This window comes from Dyadobacter sp. 676 (assembly GCF_040448675.1).
Lineage (GTDB): Bacteria > Bacteroidota > Bacteroidia > Cytophagales > Spirosomataceae > Dyadobacter.
In genome coordinates this window covers 3,987,518-4,004,030 of the sequence record NZ_CP159289.1, presented here as the reverse complement: position 1 = coordinate 4,004,030, position 16,513 = coordinate 3,987,518, and the positions used below count along the sequence as shown (strand labels likewise).

Here is a 16,513-nt window from a genome sequence, read left to right as displayed (position 1 = left end):
GAAAGGTGAAATTGAGATGTTAAAAAGGAAGGCACTTTGCACTTCCTTTTTTTATGCCCTTCGCCCGACGTCCTACGCTGCCGCGAACGGCGTGCCGCTCTTCTCGGCCGACCGGTACTTATCGAAGTAAATATTGCTGAGCGCAAGCAATAACAGCCCCAGGGCGAATTGCAGATAGGAAAACTGTATCAGCACCCGCGACCACGCCAGGTCTTTCATAAAAAACTCCTTGTAAAGCAGCAGGCCCACGCTACCCAGATAGCCGATACTCTCGCAGATATACACAAAATAACCCGCATTGGCCTTGATGCGGAATAACGCAATCATCCGCTCGAAAATGACGGTCTGCAACACGGTGTAAGCCAGAAAGAGCCCCAGCCCGATCGTCAGCATCCAGTAAAAGCCGCTCATAACCGACCGTTCGAATAGCAGCGTGCCGACGCCGATGAAGATTACCCCTCCGAAAAAAATGAGGTACGCAAGCCTGAAACCGGCGAGATTATCGCGGACGAACGCAAGCGCGCCAATGATAAGCAGCACCACGATACCGGTGATCATTTCCGTCGTAGTGAGCACACCGCTCCCCCAATGCGCATCGATTTCGTTCCAGATTTCAATGGTAAAATTATCCCGGAAATCGCGCACCACGACGAGTGTTGCGTAAAAGACAACCAGACAAACGACCGGGAAACCAAACTGGCGCATCACCAGCCGCTTATCGTCGCTCGTCATGGGCACGCGCTCTGTACGAAGCGCGATGTCTTCCGCCGTTGGCCCCGGGATCGCCGAAAGCATCCAGACGAACAGCAGGAACACGGGCAGGAACAGCGCGCCCATAAAAAACGGCATCCAGAATTCCGGGATGCGAGGAAATATACCGTGGATTTCTATGTACGTCGTTTTAAGAATCCCGGACGCCACTACCACACTGATATTCAATCCCATAGCCAGCATTTCCGTAAACCTGCGCCCTTCCAGAAAACTGAATACGACGCCATAAACCATTCCCAGCGGAAGCCCGTTCATAAAAAGGAACACGAAGTTATAAGGATAAGGCACCAACCCGAAGAACAACAACGCAAGTTCGGCCACGAGGATCAGCCCGATCACGAGCTTCACACGCGCATTGTGCTTCAATTCCGAAATCACTTTGATACCCGCAAACTTCGACAGCGTGTAACCGGCTACCTGCGAAATAATGAGGATCGCCTTGTAGCTTACCTCCCCGAGTGCCAGCCCCTGGTACAGCCCCGCATTGAATGGCTTGCGAAAGGCGTACATACAAAAATAGGCCCCGAACGAAGCAATTACAGCCCAACAGATAAAAAACGTATTCGATCGCGTTAGTGCTTCTTTCAGGCGCATATGGTCAGAGTGTTGAGTTTTATACCGGAACCGAAGCCGCTTCGATGGCCTTTTCCAAAATCCGCAATGCTTCCGCCAGTTGTTCGCGGCTAATGATGAGCGGCGGCGAGAGTTGCACGACGTTTCCCTGCGAAACTTTGAAGCTCAAACCGTTTTTAAGGCATTCGTACATTACCGTCTCCGCTTCTTGTACAGCCTTTTCCTTCGTTTGGCGGTCTTTCACCAATTCCACTCCCCACAAAAGCCCGATCCCGCGCACCTCGCCGATGAGCGGATATTTGTTTTTCAGCTTTTCCAGCTCGTCATGCATGAATTCCGTATCCGCATTCACTTTCGCGAGGATGCCGTTTTGTTCGATAAAATCCAGCATTGCCAATGCCGCTACACTACCCAGCGGGCTCTTCTCGTGTGTAAAATGCCCCAGCGAAACGCTTTGCGCCACATTGTAACCATCGCGCGCTACGATAGCCGCCATGGGCATCACCCCGCCGCCCAACCCCTTGCCCAGGCAAACAATGTCCGGCTCGAAACCATAATGCTCGAATGCGAACATTCTGCCCGTGCGCCCGAAGGCGATGGGGATTTCGTCGAGGATGAGGAGCACCTTATGCCTGGTACAAATCTCGCGCACACGTTTCCAGTAGGCATGTGAGGGAATCTGCACGTCGGTATTACGGATGGTTTCAATCAGGAATGCGCCGATGTCGCCCTCTTTTTCAATCACATATTCCAGGTAGTCGGCATAAGGCAAATCGCCATTGCCCGCCGCTGCGAAAGGGCCGCGGTAGGTCATCGGCGGCGGAATGCGCTCCATGCCCGGCATGAGCGGGCCCATATCTTTCCGGAAATCCAGCTCGCCGCCCGCCGAAATGGCGTCCAGCGAAGCGCCGTGGAACGAATCCCACAGCGACACTATCTTATGTTTGCCCGTCACAATGCGGGCGAGTTTCAGCGCCATGCTGATCGCCGACGCCCCTCCCGGCGCAAATAGCACGCGGTTCAGATCGCCGGGCATGAGGCTACCCAGCTTTTTGGCCAACTCGATGGCCGGCACATTGGTATATCTGCGAGGCGAAAACGGCAGGATATCCATCTGCTCTTTCAGCTTTTCAATCACGTACGGGTGCCGGTAACCAAGCTGGTGCACATTGTTGCCGTGGAAATCCATATAGCGTTTCCCCTGCACGTCGGTAAGGTAAATGCCCTCACAAGAAGCCAGCACATCCAGGCAGGGTGTCGAGAGCGACTGATGCAGAAAATGCCCGGCGTCCTCGTGCAGATAACCCAACGTCTCGGGGTCGCTGATCACCGCGTACCAATCCTGGCGCGCGGATGATAAATTGATATCGCCTTCCGTCCGGTTATGTACAGCTGCCATGTGCTGAGTTCAGGGTTAGATGCTTCGAACCAATTTACGGTTTTTCGCCCGGCCACAAGTTTTCAGGCTCATCAAATCCATTAAAAACCGGCTTCACCGGTCGGCCGATCCACGCGTACGGCTGCTCCACCCCCAGTACAAACGCGATCGTCGAAGCGAGGTCGTAAGTGTAAACCTGCTGTTGTATTGAATAGCCTTTTTTCACGCCTGCGCCATAAAACACGCCCGCTATCTCCGCCTCCTGCGGTGTGGCACCACCATGACCTTTACCGATACCGCCGTGATCGGCCCAGAGGATCACCAGCGTTTTTTCCGCAATACCGGCATCTTTCATAGCCGACAAAATTTGACCGACCAATGAATCGGCCTTTGTAACGGACTGGTAATACGCCTTCGAGCCGTGCCCGTCGTGATGGCCGGCGTGATCGACGTGGTCGAAATGCACGAAACCCAGCACAGGCTTTTTCTTTTTGATATATTGAATAAAATCAGCGGCCGTAGAGTCCTCGGTAGCGAAATGCTTGTCGTAATTGACCGCATCCTTTTGAAATAACCTTCCGAAGCCGCCCCAATGGTATACCGTACCGATTTCCGCATTGGGCTTTGCTTTATGCAAAATACTGAAAATGGTCGGGAAACGGCCGTCTGCCTCCTGCACGATCGGCGGGAGCGTGTGCTTGTTCAACTCCCAATCATTGTTGATAACGCCGTGCTGCTCGGGGCCCGCGCCCATGATCATCGACGCCCAGTTCTGGCTGCTCGCGGAGGTCAGCACCGTGCGCACGTTCCATTTCACGGCACCGCCCGCCACCATCCGGTCGATATTCGGCGTTTCGGCTTTTTTAATACCATCGGGACTGAGTCCATCGACGCCGATCACGATCACATGTTCGACACCCTTTGGTCGCTCATAAGCATAGTTTTGTCCGAACGGAGCATGAAATGCGGCCAGCGCGAGCGAAGCCGCCGCCAGCGCGCAAGAGATTTTTGGAAACATATATCGAGAATTTAGGATCGGTAAGTTCCGCCAACTACTTCATCGCAAAGGCCAAACGAGAGGGTCATGCCATTGCCGCCCAGCCCGTTAATGATCGTCACGCCGCTTTCAGGCTTCATCACGATTTCGGTGGCCCCATTGGTCATTTTGGGATAGATCCCGTGCCAGGTTTGGGACACTTTCGGTGCTTTGAATCGCGCGAACGTACCCAGGTAATCGAGGATCATGGTATTGATAAACTCGCGGTCGAACGGGTCGAATGTAAGCGAATACTCGTGCGAATCGCCCACGGTAATCTCGCCCAAGCCGTTTTGCGACGCCATTACGTGGATGCCCCACCGGAGGTATTCGGCATATTCGCGCTCGTACCTCGCTTTCAGGCCGGGCAAGGATGCCGCCGCTTTAAACCCGTGATAGTGGATAAACGACAAGCCGCCGCACAATGCCGGACCAATGCGCCAATTATCGGGCTGCGCTTCGAGGCGCATCATCTGCAATTTGCATTTGGTCAACGGTGCACCCGAGAATTCCTCCGGATATAGTGTTTCAAAATCCTGGCCGCTGCAAATGAATATCTCGTCGGCCGACCAACGCTTTCCGCCCGAAAAAACAGCCGGATAAACTACTTTCGCAATAGCAGTATCCCAAATAAACATAACACCCAGTGTATCAGTCAGATACCTGGGGATCGCCGCGATAGCCTCGCGGGGATCAACGATCATCTCGTCCGCCGAATACAACGCCCCCAGCAGCCGGTCGGGGTTTACCGCCGGTGATTGGGCCAGCGTTTCCGCGGGGCTCAGGTAGCGGACAGGCCGGCAGGGGCTCGCTTCCACAAACTGCCGGATCACCTCCAGCTCGTCCTGCTCGTAAGCCATGTGCAGGCTTCCGGCTTCCTGCGACCAGCATTTCGCACCTGCCAGCACTTCTTTCCAGATACTCTTCGCATGCAATGCCCTTTCATATAACTTTCCTTCCGGCTGACCGATCGGCCAAACCATCCCGAAATTGCGGACGGAAGCACCGACCGCCTTCGATGAACGCTCGATCACCGTCACTTTATAACCACGTACAGCCAAAGCCCTGGCCGTTGCCAGCCCAACAATCCCAGCCCCTATAACAATCGCAGATTTGCTCATTCCATTCAGTCAAAAACGTGTAGATCAATTGTTGGCGGCCAGTTCGTGGCTTTGCGAAATGATACCGATCACCTCCGCGATGTCGTCGACGATATGCGTAGGTTTGTAAGGCAGCAACTCCTCGCGCGTGAAGGCGCCGGTTGTAATACCTATCGAATATTTACAGCCTGCATTGATCCCCTCGTTGATATCCACCTCAGTATCACCCACTTTTGCGACACGTTCGGCGGACTCAATGCCCAATACAGCCATGATTTTGCGGATCATATCGGGATACGGACGACCGTAGGGAACCTCGTCGCTCGCCACCAGTGCATCGATCCTGTTTTCCCAACCCAGCCGGTTCACGATCACGTCGGCGATATCCCGGGAGAAGCCGGTATTCAAAGCAATTTTAATACCTTCCGCGCGAAGCGCTTCGAAAGTTGTTTCCACATGAGGCAGGGGCGCAATCTCGTCGGTAGTTTTATAAAACCCGATCATACCGTTTACAAAATGCGTATGAATCGTATCCACGAGCGCATCGGTGATCTTCGACTTGTCCGGCTCGCGCACTTCGAGCATCATTTTAATGGCCAGCGGTTTCTCGTAACCCATCAGCGGGTTCACATCCTCGATGGCAATATCGTACCCCTGCGACCGCATGGCCTGCCGGAATGCGGTCCCCACAAAATTTTTATCCCTGACAGTCGTACCTGCCATATCGAAAACTACCAGCTCTATCGGCATCTCGTTTGGTGTAATAGTTGAACTAATACTGAACTTACCCGTAAAATACCGTCAGAAAACTGTGCTGGTTCTTCTTTCCACAAGGTTAATCATAATTAAACAATCGTAGGTACAAGAACTAACCCTGACAGTGATTTACTGGCCTAAAATATCAGCAAACCCATTTAGATACAAGAAAAGTTAACTTATATTAAAAATATAGCACAAAATAATCCCGTCTCGCTGCAAATGTAGCGAACTATTCCGCCATGAAGATTAAGCGATTGTTAATTAATATTTAACAAAAAAATCAGTACGGACACGCTCTACTGTGCTTCGTTGAAGAAATAAATCACCAACAACACAGCCTCGTCGCATTCGTGGCATTTGAGGTTATGCAGCTCGTTGGCATCAAAGAACATTGAATCGCCCTGGTTCAGAACATATTTATTTTTCCCGACCGTGTATTCCACCGCACCCGACAGCACATATTTGAATTCGAATGCATTGGTGCGCACCATAGGCCGCTTTGCGTCCCTTTCGAGCCGCAATAGCACCACGTCGATATGGTTGTCCTTGAACTGCTTGCTGAATATGCGCTGGTAGAAATAACCTTTGGCATTCTCCTTCGTAAACGGCTGGTATTCCTCTTTGCGCCGGATTAGCACATTTTCGCCCGGCGCGGTCGAGATGATATCCTTGAAAAATACGTTCAGGTCAATATCCAATGCCTTGATCAGCCCGAGCATCACCGGCAACGAGGGGATCGTGCGGCTGTTTTCGATCTGGGACACAAGACTTTTCGTCACGCCAGCCTCGTCGGCTATTTCCTGAAGGGTAACTCCCTTGCTTTTTCTGATTTCCTTTAACTTGTTGCTGATCTGAAAAAGAATATCCTCCTGCATGTGCTGAGCGTGATAAACGGTTACATTAAATAAGGATACAAATTAAATCCTAATTTCCGTCTAAAAATAGAAAATCTCCCGATTGCGGCAGCCGGGAGATTCTGATGGTAAACATAATATAATCGTGCGCTCAACCGGGCAGTCCGGTAACGGGCTGATGGCTCAGGCCATCCCTCACTTTCTTCAAAAGGTCTTCCATATACGACAACGTCGCACGGTGTACATTGGGACCGAAACTGACACGCGCCACACCGAGCCGCTGGAGTGCATCCAGGTCGGGTGCCCCGGGCCTGGCAAGCACATTCACGGGCACCTTCAATGCGTTCACCAACGTTTTGATGGTCTCTTCGTCCGTCACGAAAATCGGGTACACGCCGTCCGCGCCTGCGCCTACGTAAGCACGCCCGCGCTCGATTGCAAGTGCCAGCTTTTGGTCTTCGGGCAGATCGGGCTTGACGAGGAAAATATCCGTCCGGGCGTTGACGAACAGCCGGGTATTCTCCCGGTCCGCCACCCTGCCGATCACCCTCAATTTCTCGACCTGCTCCTCTACGGGCAACAAGGCACGGCTATTCACATCGGTATCCTCGATATTGATACCGGCCACTCCCGCCGCTATCAGGCGACGGATATTCGACCTCAAAGTCTCATGGTCGCTGGCATACCCCGCTTCCATATCCACCGTCACCGGCACATTCACGGACTTAACAATCTGTGAAATGATCAGCAGCAGTGAATCAAACGGGATGCGTTCTCCATCCTCAAAGCCGTTTGCCCGGGCAATGGCCGCACTGGCCGTAGCTACCGCGGGGTATCCAAGCTTTTCGAGCAACATGGCACCGGCGGCATCCCATATATTCGGCAAAACGAGCATTTTGCCGCTGTGATGTAATTTTTTAAGCAAATCGGCCTTTTCGGACTGACTGCTCATTCGGATAGGACGACTGTTAAACATAATCCGGAACTGCGTTTACGACAACCTGGTCTGTGATCATAATGCGGTTCCATGCGCTGATCGCCACTACGCCCATCACAACGGCTTTGGTATACTCCTCTCCAAGCAGTTCCACCGCGCGGTTATACACCTCGTCGCTCACGCCGCCGTTGGCAATGAGTGTCACCTGCTCTGTCAATGCAAGAATGGCCTTTTCTTCCTCGGTATAAATACTGGCCTCGCGCCAGGCGCTCAGCATATAGATACGCTGTTCGCTGATGCCCAGCTCGCGGGCCTGGCGCGCGTGCATATCCAGACAAAACCCGCAGCCGTTGATCTGCGAAGCCCGGATTTTGATCAGCTTATAATGTACCTTGTCGAGCCCCGTGGACGCGACGTACTTTTCAAGTTCCCGCACAGCCGCGAAGGCCTTGGGAGTCAGTTCACTGGTTGGTTTGCGGTGGGACATGGCTGAATTTTGAATGATTGAATGAGTGAATGGTTGAATGTTGAATGAGTGAATTGTTGAATGGGCCGCCGTGGAACGGAGAATAGGCCCTGAATTTTGAATATGCCAATGAGCCGCTATGGAGCGGAGAATTAGTCAATGTCAAGGGTTTGGATACCGGAACTTTTGAATATGAATGCACTACTTGGAAATCAATGAATAAACTATTAAAAAAACACCTAAAATCTATTTAATCACCAACTCGGTAACTCCATTCGGTTATTCAAAATTCACCCCTCCACGGCGGCCCATTCCCCGTTCCACGGCGCCTCATTCACCCATTCACTCATTCAAAATTACCGTCGCCCCGGACTACCTCCATAATCCATTTTGACATATTCCACATAGTCCAATTCTTTGAACGAGTGGTTTACTTCGAAATTAAAAAGTGGTTAATTCCGGTATTACGGAAACTATCATAGCAGCAACTGCTATTTGAATTTTATAATATTGAAGTATGAAAGAGACCGAGTCGATCCAGGAATTCTACCGCAGGGTGCCGCAGGCCAATCCGGCTGACCTCCCGTTGAACAATGCCGGCATAGGCCACTTCAACGTGTTCGAACGAAATTCGTGCTACAAAAAGACGCCGTACAGCCGCCGCGACTTTTACAAAGTTTCATTCATTATAGGCACGGGCCGGTTACATTATGCCGACAAATGGATCGAAATAGATCGTCCTGCGTTGCTTTTTTCCAATCCGATGGTGCCTTATTCGTGGGAAGCGATCTCGGATACGCAACTCGGCTGGTTTGCGTTGTTTACGGAAACTTTTGTGCACCCGAGCGAGCGTAAGGACTTTTTGCAGGACTCTCCGTTATTCAGGATCGGGGCAAATCCGGTCTATTTCGTCGATGAACAGCAGCAGAGGGAGCTGTCGATGATCTTCCGGAAGATGATGGCGGAAATCGACTCGGACTATGCGCACAAATACGGCATGCTACGCAACTATCTGCACCTGATCATTCATGAAGCGATGAAAATGCAGCCGGCCGAAACTTTTGAGCGTCAAAAGAACGCATCGGCGCGCATTACCTCGTTATTTATGGAACTGCTGGAAAGGCAGTTTCCGATCGATACCCCCGAAAATGCATTGCGGCTGAAAACAGCGAACGACTATGCGCGAAGCCTGTCGGTACACGCCAACCACCTGAACCGGTCGATAAAGGAAATCACCGGCAAAACCACCACGGAACACATTTCGGCACGTATTACGAAGGAAGCCCAGGCATTGCTCAACCACACCGACTGGAACATTTCCGAAATCGCATACAGCCTCGGCTTCGAATATCCGGCCTACTTCAATATTTTCTTCAAAAAACAGACCGGCCTCACTCCCGGCAACGTACGCGCCAAAGCGGTGTGATATTTATAAAGATCTGTTTGAAAATTATAAACAGGGGGCCGGCGCCCGCAGGTAATTTTGTGGTATCGGGAACATCCCGATGACGATACATTACTCATCCGGCCGATAGCTGACGGCCGATAGCCACCAAACAGATGCAATACAGAACGCTTGGAAGAACAGACGAAAAATTATCAGCCATTGGATTAGGCTGCATGGGCATGAGCTTCGCTTACGGCCCGACCGACGATGCCGAAAGCATTGCCACCCTGCATCGCGCACTCGACCTTGGGATCAATTTCTGGGACACCGCCGACATGTACGCCAACGGGGAAAACGAAAAACTGATTTCGCAGGTACTCGTCCCTAACCGCGACAAGGTATTCATCGCCACCAAATTCGGTTTCCGTTACGGAGAGAACGTGAACGCCCCGCGGAACTCTGCCGGCGCGTGGTTCGACGGCTCGCCGGCGTGGATGAAAATAGCGGTTGAAAATAGCCTGAAAAGGCTGAAAATCGACACAATCGACCTTTATTATGCCCACAGAGTGGATCCCAATGTGCCGGTCGAAGAAATGGTTGGCGCTATGGCGGAGCTTGTAAAAGAAGGCAAAGTGCGTTACCTCGGCCTGAGCGAGGCCTCGGCGGCGTCGATCCGCAAGGCACACGCCGTGCACCCGATTGCCGCACTGCAAAGCGAATACTCGGTGATCACACGGGATGTGGAAGGTGATATACTCGACACGGTCCGCGAGCTGGGTATCTCACTGGTACCCTATTCGCCACTGGCGAGAGGGCTCGTCACCAACACATTGAATACCCAAACGCTGGCCGATGAAGATTTTCGCAAGACGCTTCCCCGTTACCAGCAGGATGTAGCCGATAACAATGCGAAACTCGTAGCCGGCTTTGCCGAAATCGCCGCCGGCAAGCAGTGTACTCCTGCGCAGCTCGCGCTCGCATGGGTCCTTGCGCAAGGCGACGACATTATCCCGATTCCCGGGACTAAAAAGCGTAAATACCTGGAAGAGAACACCGGCGCGCTGGACGTCAGCCTTTCGGAACAGGATTTGAAGGCCATCGACACGCTCATAGCCCGCTATCCCGACACCGGTGCACGGTATAGCGAAGGTGCAATGAAAATGGTTAATCATTGATCCGTTCCCCCGGGGCGTGTGGCTTGCCCTTCACACGAAATGCAGGGCCAGGCTTTATTACACCGCCCATCGTATGGTGGAATCGGCGGCTGCGGCGGACGAGTATGTCAACAGGGTGAGAAACCGGGCCGCGGATCATGTGACCAGGCCGATCCCGCAGTACCGGACCGATATGAGCGGAGCGAACGGAACAGCCACGCGGAAACAAAACCCGGGATATAACGAAACATCGGCAAACAGCCTGCGCTCCTGGTACCCGGAGCGCAGGCCATCATGCGCCGGCGTCACTTTCGCGAAAAGGTTAAATCGTTTTCAAGGCCGGATCGTAAAAACTTTTCCAAAGCGCCACCGACTCCTGTACCGTTTCCGGTGGTGAAGCCAGATAGTTCCTGATCTTCGTCAGGTTCTCCGAATGCGCATCCTTCACCGAGTATTTAATCAGGTTCACCAGCAGTTTGTCGATATCCGTCGTATCGTTCTTCCAGTTCTTGCTGTACTTTGTAAACCATTCCTCATTCAGGAAAACCACCCCCGAATACCTGTAAACATCCGAAAACCCGAATGCATCGATGACGATCGGTTCAGTAGGCCATTCCGAGTCGAGTTCCTTGTCGCTGAACCTTTCGCGACCATCGCCCAGAAGTGCTATAAATCTGTATGTTTTTACCATAATAACCCTGTATTTCGGCTCAATATATCGTGCGGGAATTACCACTACAAGTAATTCCCGAAAAAATTCCCGACACAAATCCGCGGCACCGGAGACGATTGCGGCAATAGGAATGTTAACTAATTTTATACGCCGAATCGCGTCAGATACAACCCATGATCCGAATATCCCAACTCCCGCTTATCCAGAACCCCGGACAGTTTTACACCGCCGAACACATTCTCCTCGTGGATGTGCTGCTGGTGGGAGACGCGCCCCGACAAATGCGGGAATATATCAAAAACACCCACGGGGGATTTATCTACGAAAAGAAAACGTACATTCCCATTACCCTCACCGGCACGCCCGAAAGCATGCTTGCAAACGCAGGGAAACCCATTGTGTTCAGGTTCGATCGCGGGTTCGAGAACCATTACCACTTCGACGGTAATCTGAACGCTGCCATCTGGCATAAAAAACTCTACAACATCTCCGCATTCATCCACGGGCCATCGATCCAGTTCGAACGCGAGGAAGATTTCATCATTAACCGCTATCTGGCCGGTTACCGTGCATATCATGAACCCGGAAACGAGGAAAAACTACTTGCTATCCCCAAAAGTCCGCTCGTCGGAGTGCAGGCGATGAAGGGATTAAAGCCGGTAAGGAAGAATTAATGCAAAATCCGCCGCGCCCGTTAAGGGATATTTTTCCTGATCGCTTTTCCCCAGAACTCCCCGAGCACTTTCGTTCCTTCGGCGTTGGGGTGCAGGTAAAATACTCCCTGCTGCCCATTCTCCGGCTTAAAAAGCCTGGCTGCATGTTTTTTGAAATATTTAAATGCTTTGGTATCTCCTTTGAAAACCCGGCCGGGTTCCGTGACCTTGTACTCCCCGATCAGCGCGTCGAGCTCGGGAATGTACGTTTGCAATCGTTCCAGCCCCTCGGCCAGGTATTTGGAGCGGTTATAGGTATTGGTGCTGTACCAGATCGGGTGGTGGATAATCGCCTTGCTGCCCGGATACCGTTTCAGCAACTCGGAAACGATGGTCTGGACATTCTTTTTGTAATTTTCCTTTGAAACTGGTGCGCCGTTCGGCCCTTCGATGGCGCTGTCGTTGGTGCCGAGTTTTATTGAAAACAATAGCTGGTGATCCTTTTGAAGGAAAAGGCTATCCGCCGCCGTAGTCGCCAGTGTAAAATACTTGCCGGTACCCGGCAGCCAGTCGACCGTCGTGGAACCGCTCCTGCCCGCGTTGGCGAACAAAACATCATCTACGCCTTTTTGCTCTTTCAGGTAATTCACGGCGTGTGTAGGGGGCGGAAAACCGTTATCGCCTCCCTTGCCCTGGGTAATGCTGTTACCGATGAAAACAATGCTGAGCTTGGTTTGGGAGAAAGCGTTGAAAGCCAGTAAGAGGAATGCGGCGACGAGTGTTTTGGATTTCATTGAATACGGAATCGGGAACGATGAATGTTTCTTATAATTTGGTAAGAAAAGGCTTTCACACCAAATACTACCGAAAAAAGCAGGATCATTTTACCAGTGCTTTCATTAATTCCGTCAGACTGACGGAGAACGGCAATCCCGACGCCCTGTTGGCGCGGTAGCCAGGAAGGCGGGTCACGTCCCAGCGCATTTGCAGGAACTCCGGCTCCACTTCCGGATCAGTTTCGTATACCAGGTAAAGCTCCCGTGAAGGGGCGGGGTACCCCTTTTGCAATAAATCCTGTTTCGAAAATAATCGCGGCGCCGGGCTGCGTACCTTGAATAGCATACCCGAAACCGTTTCGCCCGGTCCGTGAAGCAGCAAATACCGGGCATTCACCTCGCGCACGCCGAGCGCCAGAGAGCCCGCCCGTGCACCTGTGCGGAAGTTGTACAGGTTATGCTTCCGGATCCAGGTCAGATGCGAATCGTTTTTGTAATAGCCGACCAGCACAAATGTATCGTCGGGGATCAAATCACGGTTTTTGCCCACCGCCTCCGGCAACGGTTCCCTCAACTCGTCGGCAGATCGCTCATTATAGATTGTAAAATTCCGGAAGGCGACTTTCTCGCGCTGTGACGCCCTGTTCTGAAAATGTGCCACCACGTCGTTGAGAAAACGTTTCAGTTCATCCCGGCCGCTGTCGGTCCGGGAAGGGCGGATCGCAAATGCGCCGAGCCCGGGAATGAGCTCGTGAAACCCTTTTCTTTTATAAACTCCCGCGCCGGGATACAGCACATAAGCCCCTGCCGTACGCCGTATCGCGTCCTTGTACGAATGCATTTTAAGCAGGTCGTCCCGGTCATGGTCGGCCATATCCGCCTTTTTCCGCTTCGCCAAATACACCGGCTACCGATTCAACCTTGTATTTGGCGTCGAAATGAATGTGCACAATCAGTTCCTCGGTTTCGGCCTGGGCCTGCGAAACGCCTGCGGGCCATACGGATAACGTAAAATCCGGCCGCATGCCCGTGGTCCAGCTACCGGCCTGGGGGTAATCGCTCTGCCCGGAAAATGAACGGTTAAAGCTGAATTCCACATTCAATTTCCTCGAACCGGCATCGAAAACACCACTAACGGGCAAGTGCCGGCCTTGCCGCAGTTGTAACCCCAACCCGTCCTTTGTCGGCCTGATGAGCTCGCCGACATGCGCCGGTTCAATCGAGAACACACTTTTCACAAGGTCCAGAAGCTCAAAAAACAGCCAATACTCGTAGAGCACCGCCACATCCTTCTTCCCGGCATGATACACGTCGTCGCCACCCCGCCACACAAGCCGCGCGGCCAGATCGAACATCAGCCATACCCGCAGAATCTGTTTGTAACCTTCCTTCCGCACCAGGCCCGTGCCATTCAATACAAGCCTGCCCGGTTTGCCGACTGCTTTGAACAAAGGGACGGAAAGCATTTGATTCAGCCGATTTTCCAGTAAAACCGTTTCCTGATAAAAACGGCTGCGCTCCGGCGCGATGCCTTTGATATGGGTGACAAATCCGGAGAACACCTCCAGAGCATGCTTTACAAACCGGTTTTCCTGCGTATCCGGTGAATCCGTCCTGGAATCGACTATCAACCGGGACGGCACCGACGCCAGTCGCCCTTTCAGGGAGTGACTATCCGGAAGAGGGACCCTGTTACCGTTGGCAACCAGTTGCGCAGCCGTTCTGCGATCGGGCCGGGCAATGCGCCGGATGTCCCGTTCGGCTTCGTCGCCCGCCCATTTGGTGATAGGATTCCTCAGTATCCTTTGAAAAGCTATTTCAAACTCCCTGCCGGAAAGCACCGCATTCACAAACGCGAACCGCTGGTACAACGTCCGCGGGTCGGTATGATAATCGGGTGCAAAAGAATGGGTAACCGGCGCGTTATAGTAAAAAAGCAGGTCGGTGCAGCGCTCGGTAATCCCTTCCAGCATAAAGCGGTAGTCGCTCCGGTAACCTGTTTTCCCCGAACGGATTTCCACCCTGATTTCTCCGCGGGGCAGATCGTCCGAGAGCCGCAGCAATTGGATTGTCAGTGTTCCCACGTATACCTGGGGCGCCAGCCGGCCCATGGTGGGGTTAATGCGGGAAGGCATCACCACCGGCGACGGGCACAGGCGGTATGTGCCCATCACTTCATATTCATAGAAACTTCCTTCCAGCAACTGGACGGGCGCCTCGCCATTCTCGTAAGCCTCCCACTCGTCCAGTTGAAAGATCGTCGGCCTGCCGCGTTCTTCGGCGATGATCCGCACCGAAACTGTGCCGTCGGCGGTTTCTGTACTGATTACGAGCTCGTTTACTTCCATAGCGCATCAGGCCTCCGCGTAGCTGGCAAATCCATGGTCGATCAGATTCCGGTAAATCCGCCGGATCTTTTCCAAAGCCATAGGGTAACCGGCCACTTGCGACAATACGATTTCTTTCTTGTCCGAGAGATAGTCGTCGAGCATATCCGGGTCGGTGAGGCAACGCCTGCCCAGGGCTTTCAATACCGGTTCCAGTTTTCTCCGCGAACCGTAAATTTTAGGCAGGAGCTTTTGCATCAGCGCAGCATCCATTATTTTCTGCACCGGCCACCGGGAGCCCAGCTGATGGACAATCGCCGAAAACCGGAGTATTTCGGTCGCACTTCTGAACCCGAATTCGGCACCCGCGGGTTTTAATATTTCGAATAATGCCAGTAATTCGTTGCCGATTTTTTCCCGGTAAGGGCTTTCCGTCCCGCCGGTCCGCGCCATTTCCACAAACGACGTCGCCCACTGGCCTCCGGCCCCAATAAGCCCGCCGGGATCCGCTTTCAAATCGGATTCCAGAAAATCCTGCATTTGCGCCCGTGAAATACTGAACTCGATCACACTGGCCCTGTCCAGCACTTTGGGACTGAACATGTAGGTCGTTTCATCGATATTCACGGTGCCAACGATAAACAGATTAGACGGCACGCGGATCCGCGCCGGTACATTCCCGGCGCTCCCGTTGTGCAGCCTTATGCGCTCGCCCGATTCCATTCCGCTCAGAAAATCGGCAAAATACCTTTCCACATGGCTCAGGTTCATCTCGTCGAGGATCAGAAAATAGGGTTTAGCCGGGTTGGTGTCGGCTGCGGTCAGGAGGTCGACAACGCCACTTTCCGGCCTCACATATTGCCCCGGTTCGAGCGCATTCGGGAACCCCAGCAGCGGTTCGCGGTTGGTCCAGTCGGCACCGACCGGAACGAGGCAAAACTGCTCTTCCGATTCACAAATCCATTGTGCAAATGCCTGGGCTAACCGTGTTTTGCCGGCGCCCGACAGTCCTGTAAGAATCACAAACGGCTTCGCAATGAGGGCGGCCATAAACCGGATCACCATATCGTGGTCAATTCTCAGGCCGCATTCCAGCGCATCCCTGTAAAATAGCTCACAGGTCAGCCGGGGCGTTTTATCCGGCTCCTGCCCGATGGTGGTGCGGTAAATATCCAGTATTTTCTGCAAGTCGGCCTCCGTCTGCGTGCGGTCGAGCCGGGCGGGATCGTAAACTCTGAATACAAGCGATCCGGCATACCTGGCGGGTTTTTCCCAGCCTTGTTTTTGAAAATAGCTTCCTATCGTCTCCGCTCCTGCTTGCTGCCAGGGGATTTCGGGGGGAAAGTGTTTCGCTGATGCCAAAGGCGAGTACCAGTATCTGCTGATTTTTGTAGAATAGATAAAACGGGTAAATGCCATTGCTGATGTGCTGCCCGGGAGCCAGGAAAGCGATCCAGGGAACACGCGCCGGATGCCCTTTTCCAAAGCTGATCTTTACTTTGAAACCATCGAGCGCATTCGAAAAGTGGGAGGTTTTAAGGTTATCGGTGCGGCATTGCGCCAGAAACCGCGTTAGCTCGTCGAAATATTCCATGAAATAGTGTGTTAGGGACCGGATGCATTCAACAACCTTAAAGATGAATGATATTTTGTTCTCTCCCAAGCAATC

Annotated in this window: 17 protein-coding genes; 3 read left to right on the top strand and 14 right to left on the bottom strand. The window is 52.6% G+C overall.

All coding sequences use genetic code 11. The annotated features are described in order from the left end of the window. Positions 1-72: 72 nt before the first annotated feature. The 8 genes from ABV298_RS17910 to ABV298_RS17875 all read right to left on the bottom strand — a co-directional run bounded on the left by ABV298_RS17910 (position 73) and on the right by ABV298_RS17875 (position 7,895). Positions 73-1,365 (bottom strand): DUF5690 family protein, encoded by a 1,293-nt coding sequence (locus ABV298_RS17910; RefSeq protein WP_353717553.1) that lies wholly within the window; start codon positions 1,363-1,365, stop codon positions 73-75. Between the two features lie 19 nt (positions 1,366-1,384). Then, a complete protein-coding gene (locus tag ABV298_RS17905) occupies positions 1,385-2,743 on the bottom strand; it encodes an aspartate aminotransferase family protein (protein ID WP_353717552.1) in 1,359 nt (452 codons plus the stop codon). A gap of 34 nt (positions 2,744-2,777) precedes the next feature. Then, positions 2,778-3,740, bottom strand: coding sequence for an alkaline phosphatase (locus ABV298_RS17900; protein ID WP_353717551.1), 963 nt, complete (start codon positions 3,738-3,740; stop codon positions 2,778-2,780). Between the two features lie 11 nt (positions 3,741-3,751). Then, entirely contained in the window at positions 3,752-4,879 is a 1,128-nt protein-coding gene (locus tag ABV298_RS17895) for a TIGR03364 family FAD-dependent oxidoreductase (RefSeq protein WP_353717550.1), read from the bottom strand. A 24-nt stretch (positions 4,880-4,903) separates the two neighbouring features. Further along, a complete protein-coding gene (locus ABV298_RS17890) occupies positions 4,904-5,608 on the bottom strand; it encodes an HAD family hydrolase (protein ID WP_353717549.1) in 705 nt (234 codons plus the stop codon). Positions 5,609-5,913: 305 nt separating this feature from the next. Then, entirely contained in the window at positions 5,914-6,492 is a 579-nt protein-coding gene (locus tag ABV298_RS17885) for an XRE family transcriptional regulator (RefSeq protein ID WP_353717548.1), read from the bottom strand. A 130-nt stretch (positions 6,493-6,622) separates the two neighbouring features. Continuing rightward, positions 6,623-7,423: an isocitrate lyase/phosphoenolpyruvate mutase family protein gene (locus ABV298_RS17880; protein ID WP_353717547.1), complete on the bottom strand. Its 801-nt coding sequence runs from the start codon at positions 7,421-7,423 to the stop codon at positions 6,623-6,625. Positions 7,424-7,439: 16 nt separating this feature from the next. Beyond that, positions 7,440-7,895, bottom strand: a complete 456-nt coding sequence (locus tag ABV298_RS17875) for a carboxymuconolactone decarboxylase family protein (protein ID WP_353717546.1) — start codon at positions 7,893-7,895, stop codon at positions 7,440-7,442. A gap of 496 nt (positions 7,896-8,391) precedes the next feature. Here ABV298_RS17875 and ABV298_RS17870 point away from each other — a divergent pair, with 496 nt between their 5' ends. Next, the gene (locus ABV298_RS17870; RefSeq protein ID WP_353717545.1) at positions 8,392-9,300 is read left to right on the top strand and encodes a helix-turn-helix transcriptional regulator; all 909 of its coding nucleotides are present in this window, start codon (positions 8,392-8,394) and stop codon (positions 9,298-9,300) included. A gap of 134 nt (positions 9,301-9,434) precedes the next feature. Beyond that, positions 9,435-10,436, top strand: coding sequence for an aldo/keto reductase (locus ABV298_RS17865; protein ID WP_353717544.1), 1,002 nt, complete (start codon positions 9,435-9,437; stop codon positions 10,434-10,436). A 301-nt stretch (positions 10,437-10,737) separates the two neighbouring features. Here ABV298_RS17865 and ABV298_RS17860 read toward each other — a convergent pair whose 3' ends face one another. Then, complete coding sequence (locus ABV298_RS17860; RefSeq protein WP_353717543.1) at positions 10,738-11,106, bottom strand: hypothetical protein; 369 nt, start codon at positions 11,104-11,106, stop codon at positions 10,738-10,740. Positions 11,107-11,261: 155 nt separating this feature from the next. On the opposite strand from ABV298_RS17860, the gene ABV298_RS17855 reads away from it, so the two are divergent. Further along, positions 11,262-11,762, top strand: coding sequence for a hypothetical protein (locus ABV298_RS17855; protein ID WP_353717542.1), 501 nt, complete (start codon positions 11,262-11,264; stop codon positions 11,760-11,762). A 20-nt stretch (positions 11,763-11,782) separates the two neighbouring features. Here the strand turns inward: ABV298_RS17855 and ABV298_RS17850 are convergent, their stop codons facing one another. The 5 genes from ABV298_RS17850 to ABV298_RS17830 form a co-directional block, all read right to left on the bottom strand. Continuing rightward, positions 11,783-12,535, bottom strand: coding sequence for a GDSL-type esterase/lipase family protein (locus ABV298_RS17850; RefSeq protein ID WP_353717541.1), 753 nt, complete (start codon positions 12,533-12,535; stop codon positions 11,783-11,785). An 85-nt stretch (positions 12,536-12,620) separates the two neighbouring features. Beyond that, positions 12,621-13,415 carry a nuclease domain-containing protein gene (locus ABV298_RS17845; RefSeq protein WP_353717540.1) on the bottom strand — a complete coding sequence of 265 codons (795 nt, stop codon included), beginning with the start codon at positions 13,413-13,415 and terminating at the stop codon, positions 12,621-12,623. Continuing rightward, entirely contained in the window at positions 13,378-14,865 is a 1,488-nt protein-coding gene (locus tag ABV298_RS17840; protein WP_353717539.1) for a DUF2357 domain-containing protein, read from the bottom strand. Before ABV298_RS17840 ends, ABV298_RS17845 begins: the two co-directional genes overlap by 38 nt. Positions 14,866-14,871: 6 nt before the next feature. Next, complete coding sequence (locus ABV298_RS17835) at positions 14,872-16,032, bottom strand: hypothetical protein (RefSeq protein WP_353717538.1); 1,161 nt, start codon at positions 16,030-16,032, stop codon at positions 14,872-14,874. Beyond that, entirely contained in the window at positions 15,980-16,438 is a 459-nt protein-coding gene (locus tag ABV298_RS17830; protein WP_353717537.1) for a DUF3578 domain-containing protein, read from the bottom strand. Before ABV298_RS17830 ends, ABV298_RS17835 begins: the two co-directional genes overlap by 53 nt. Positions 16,439-16,513 lie beyond the last annotated feature (75 nt).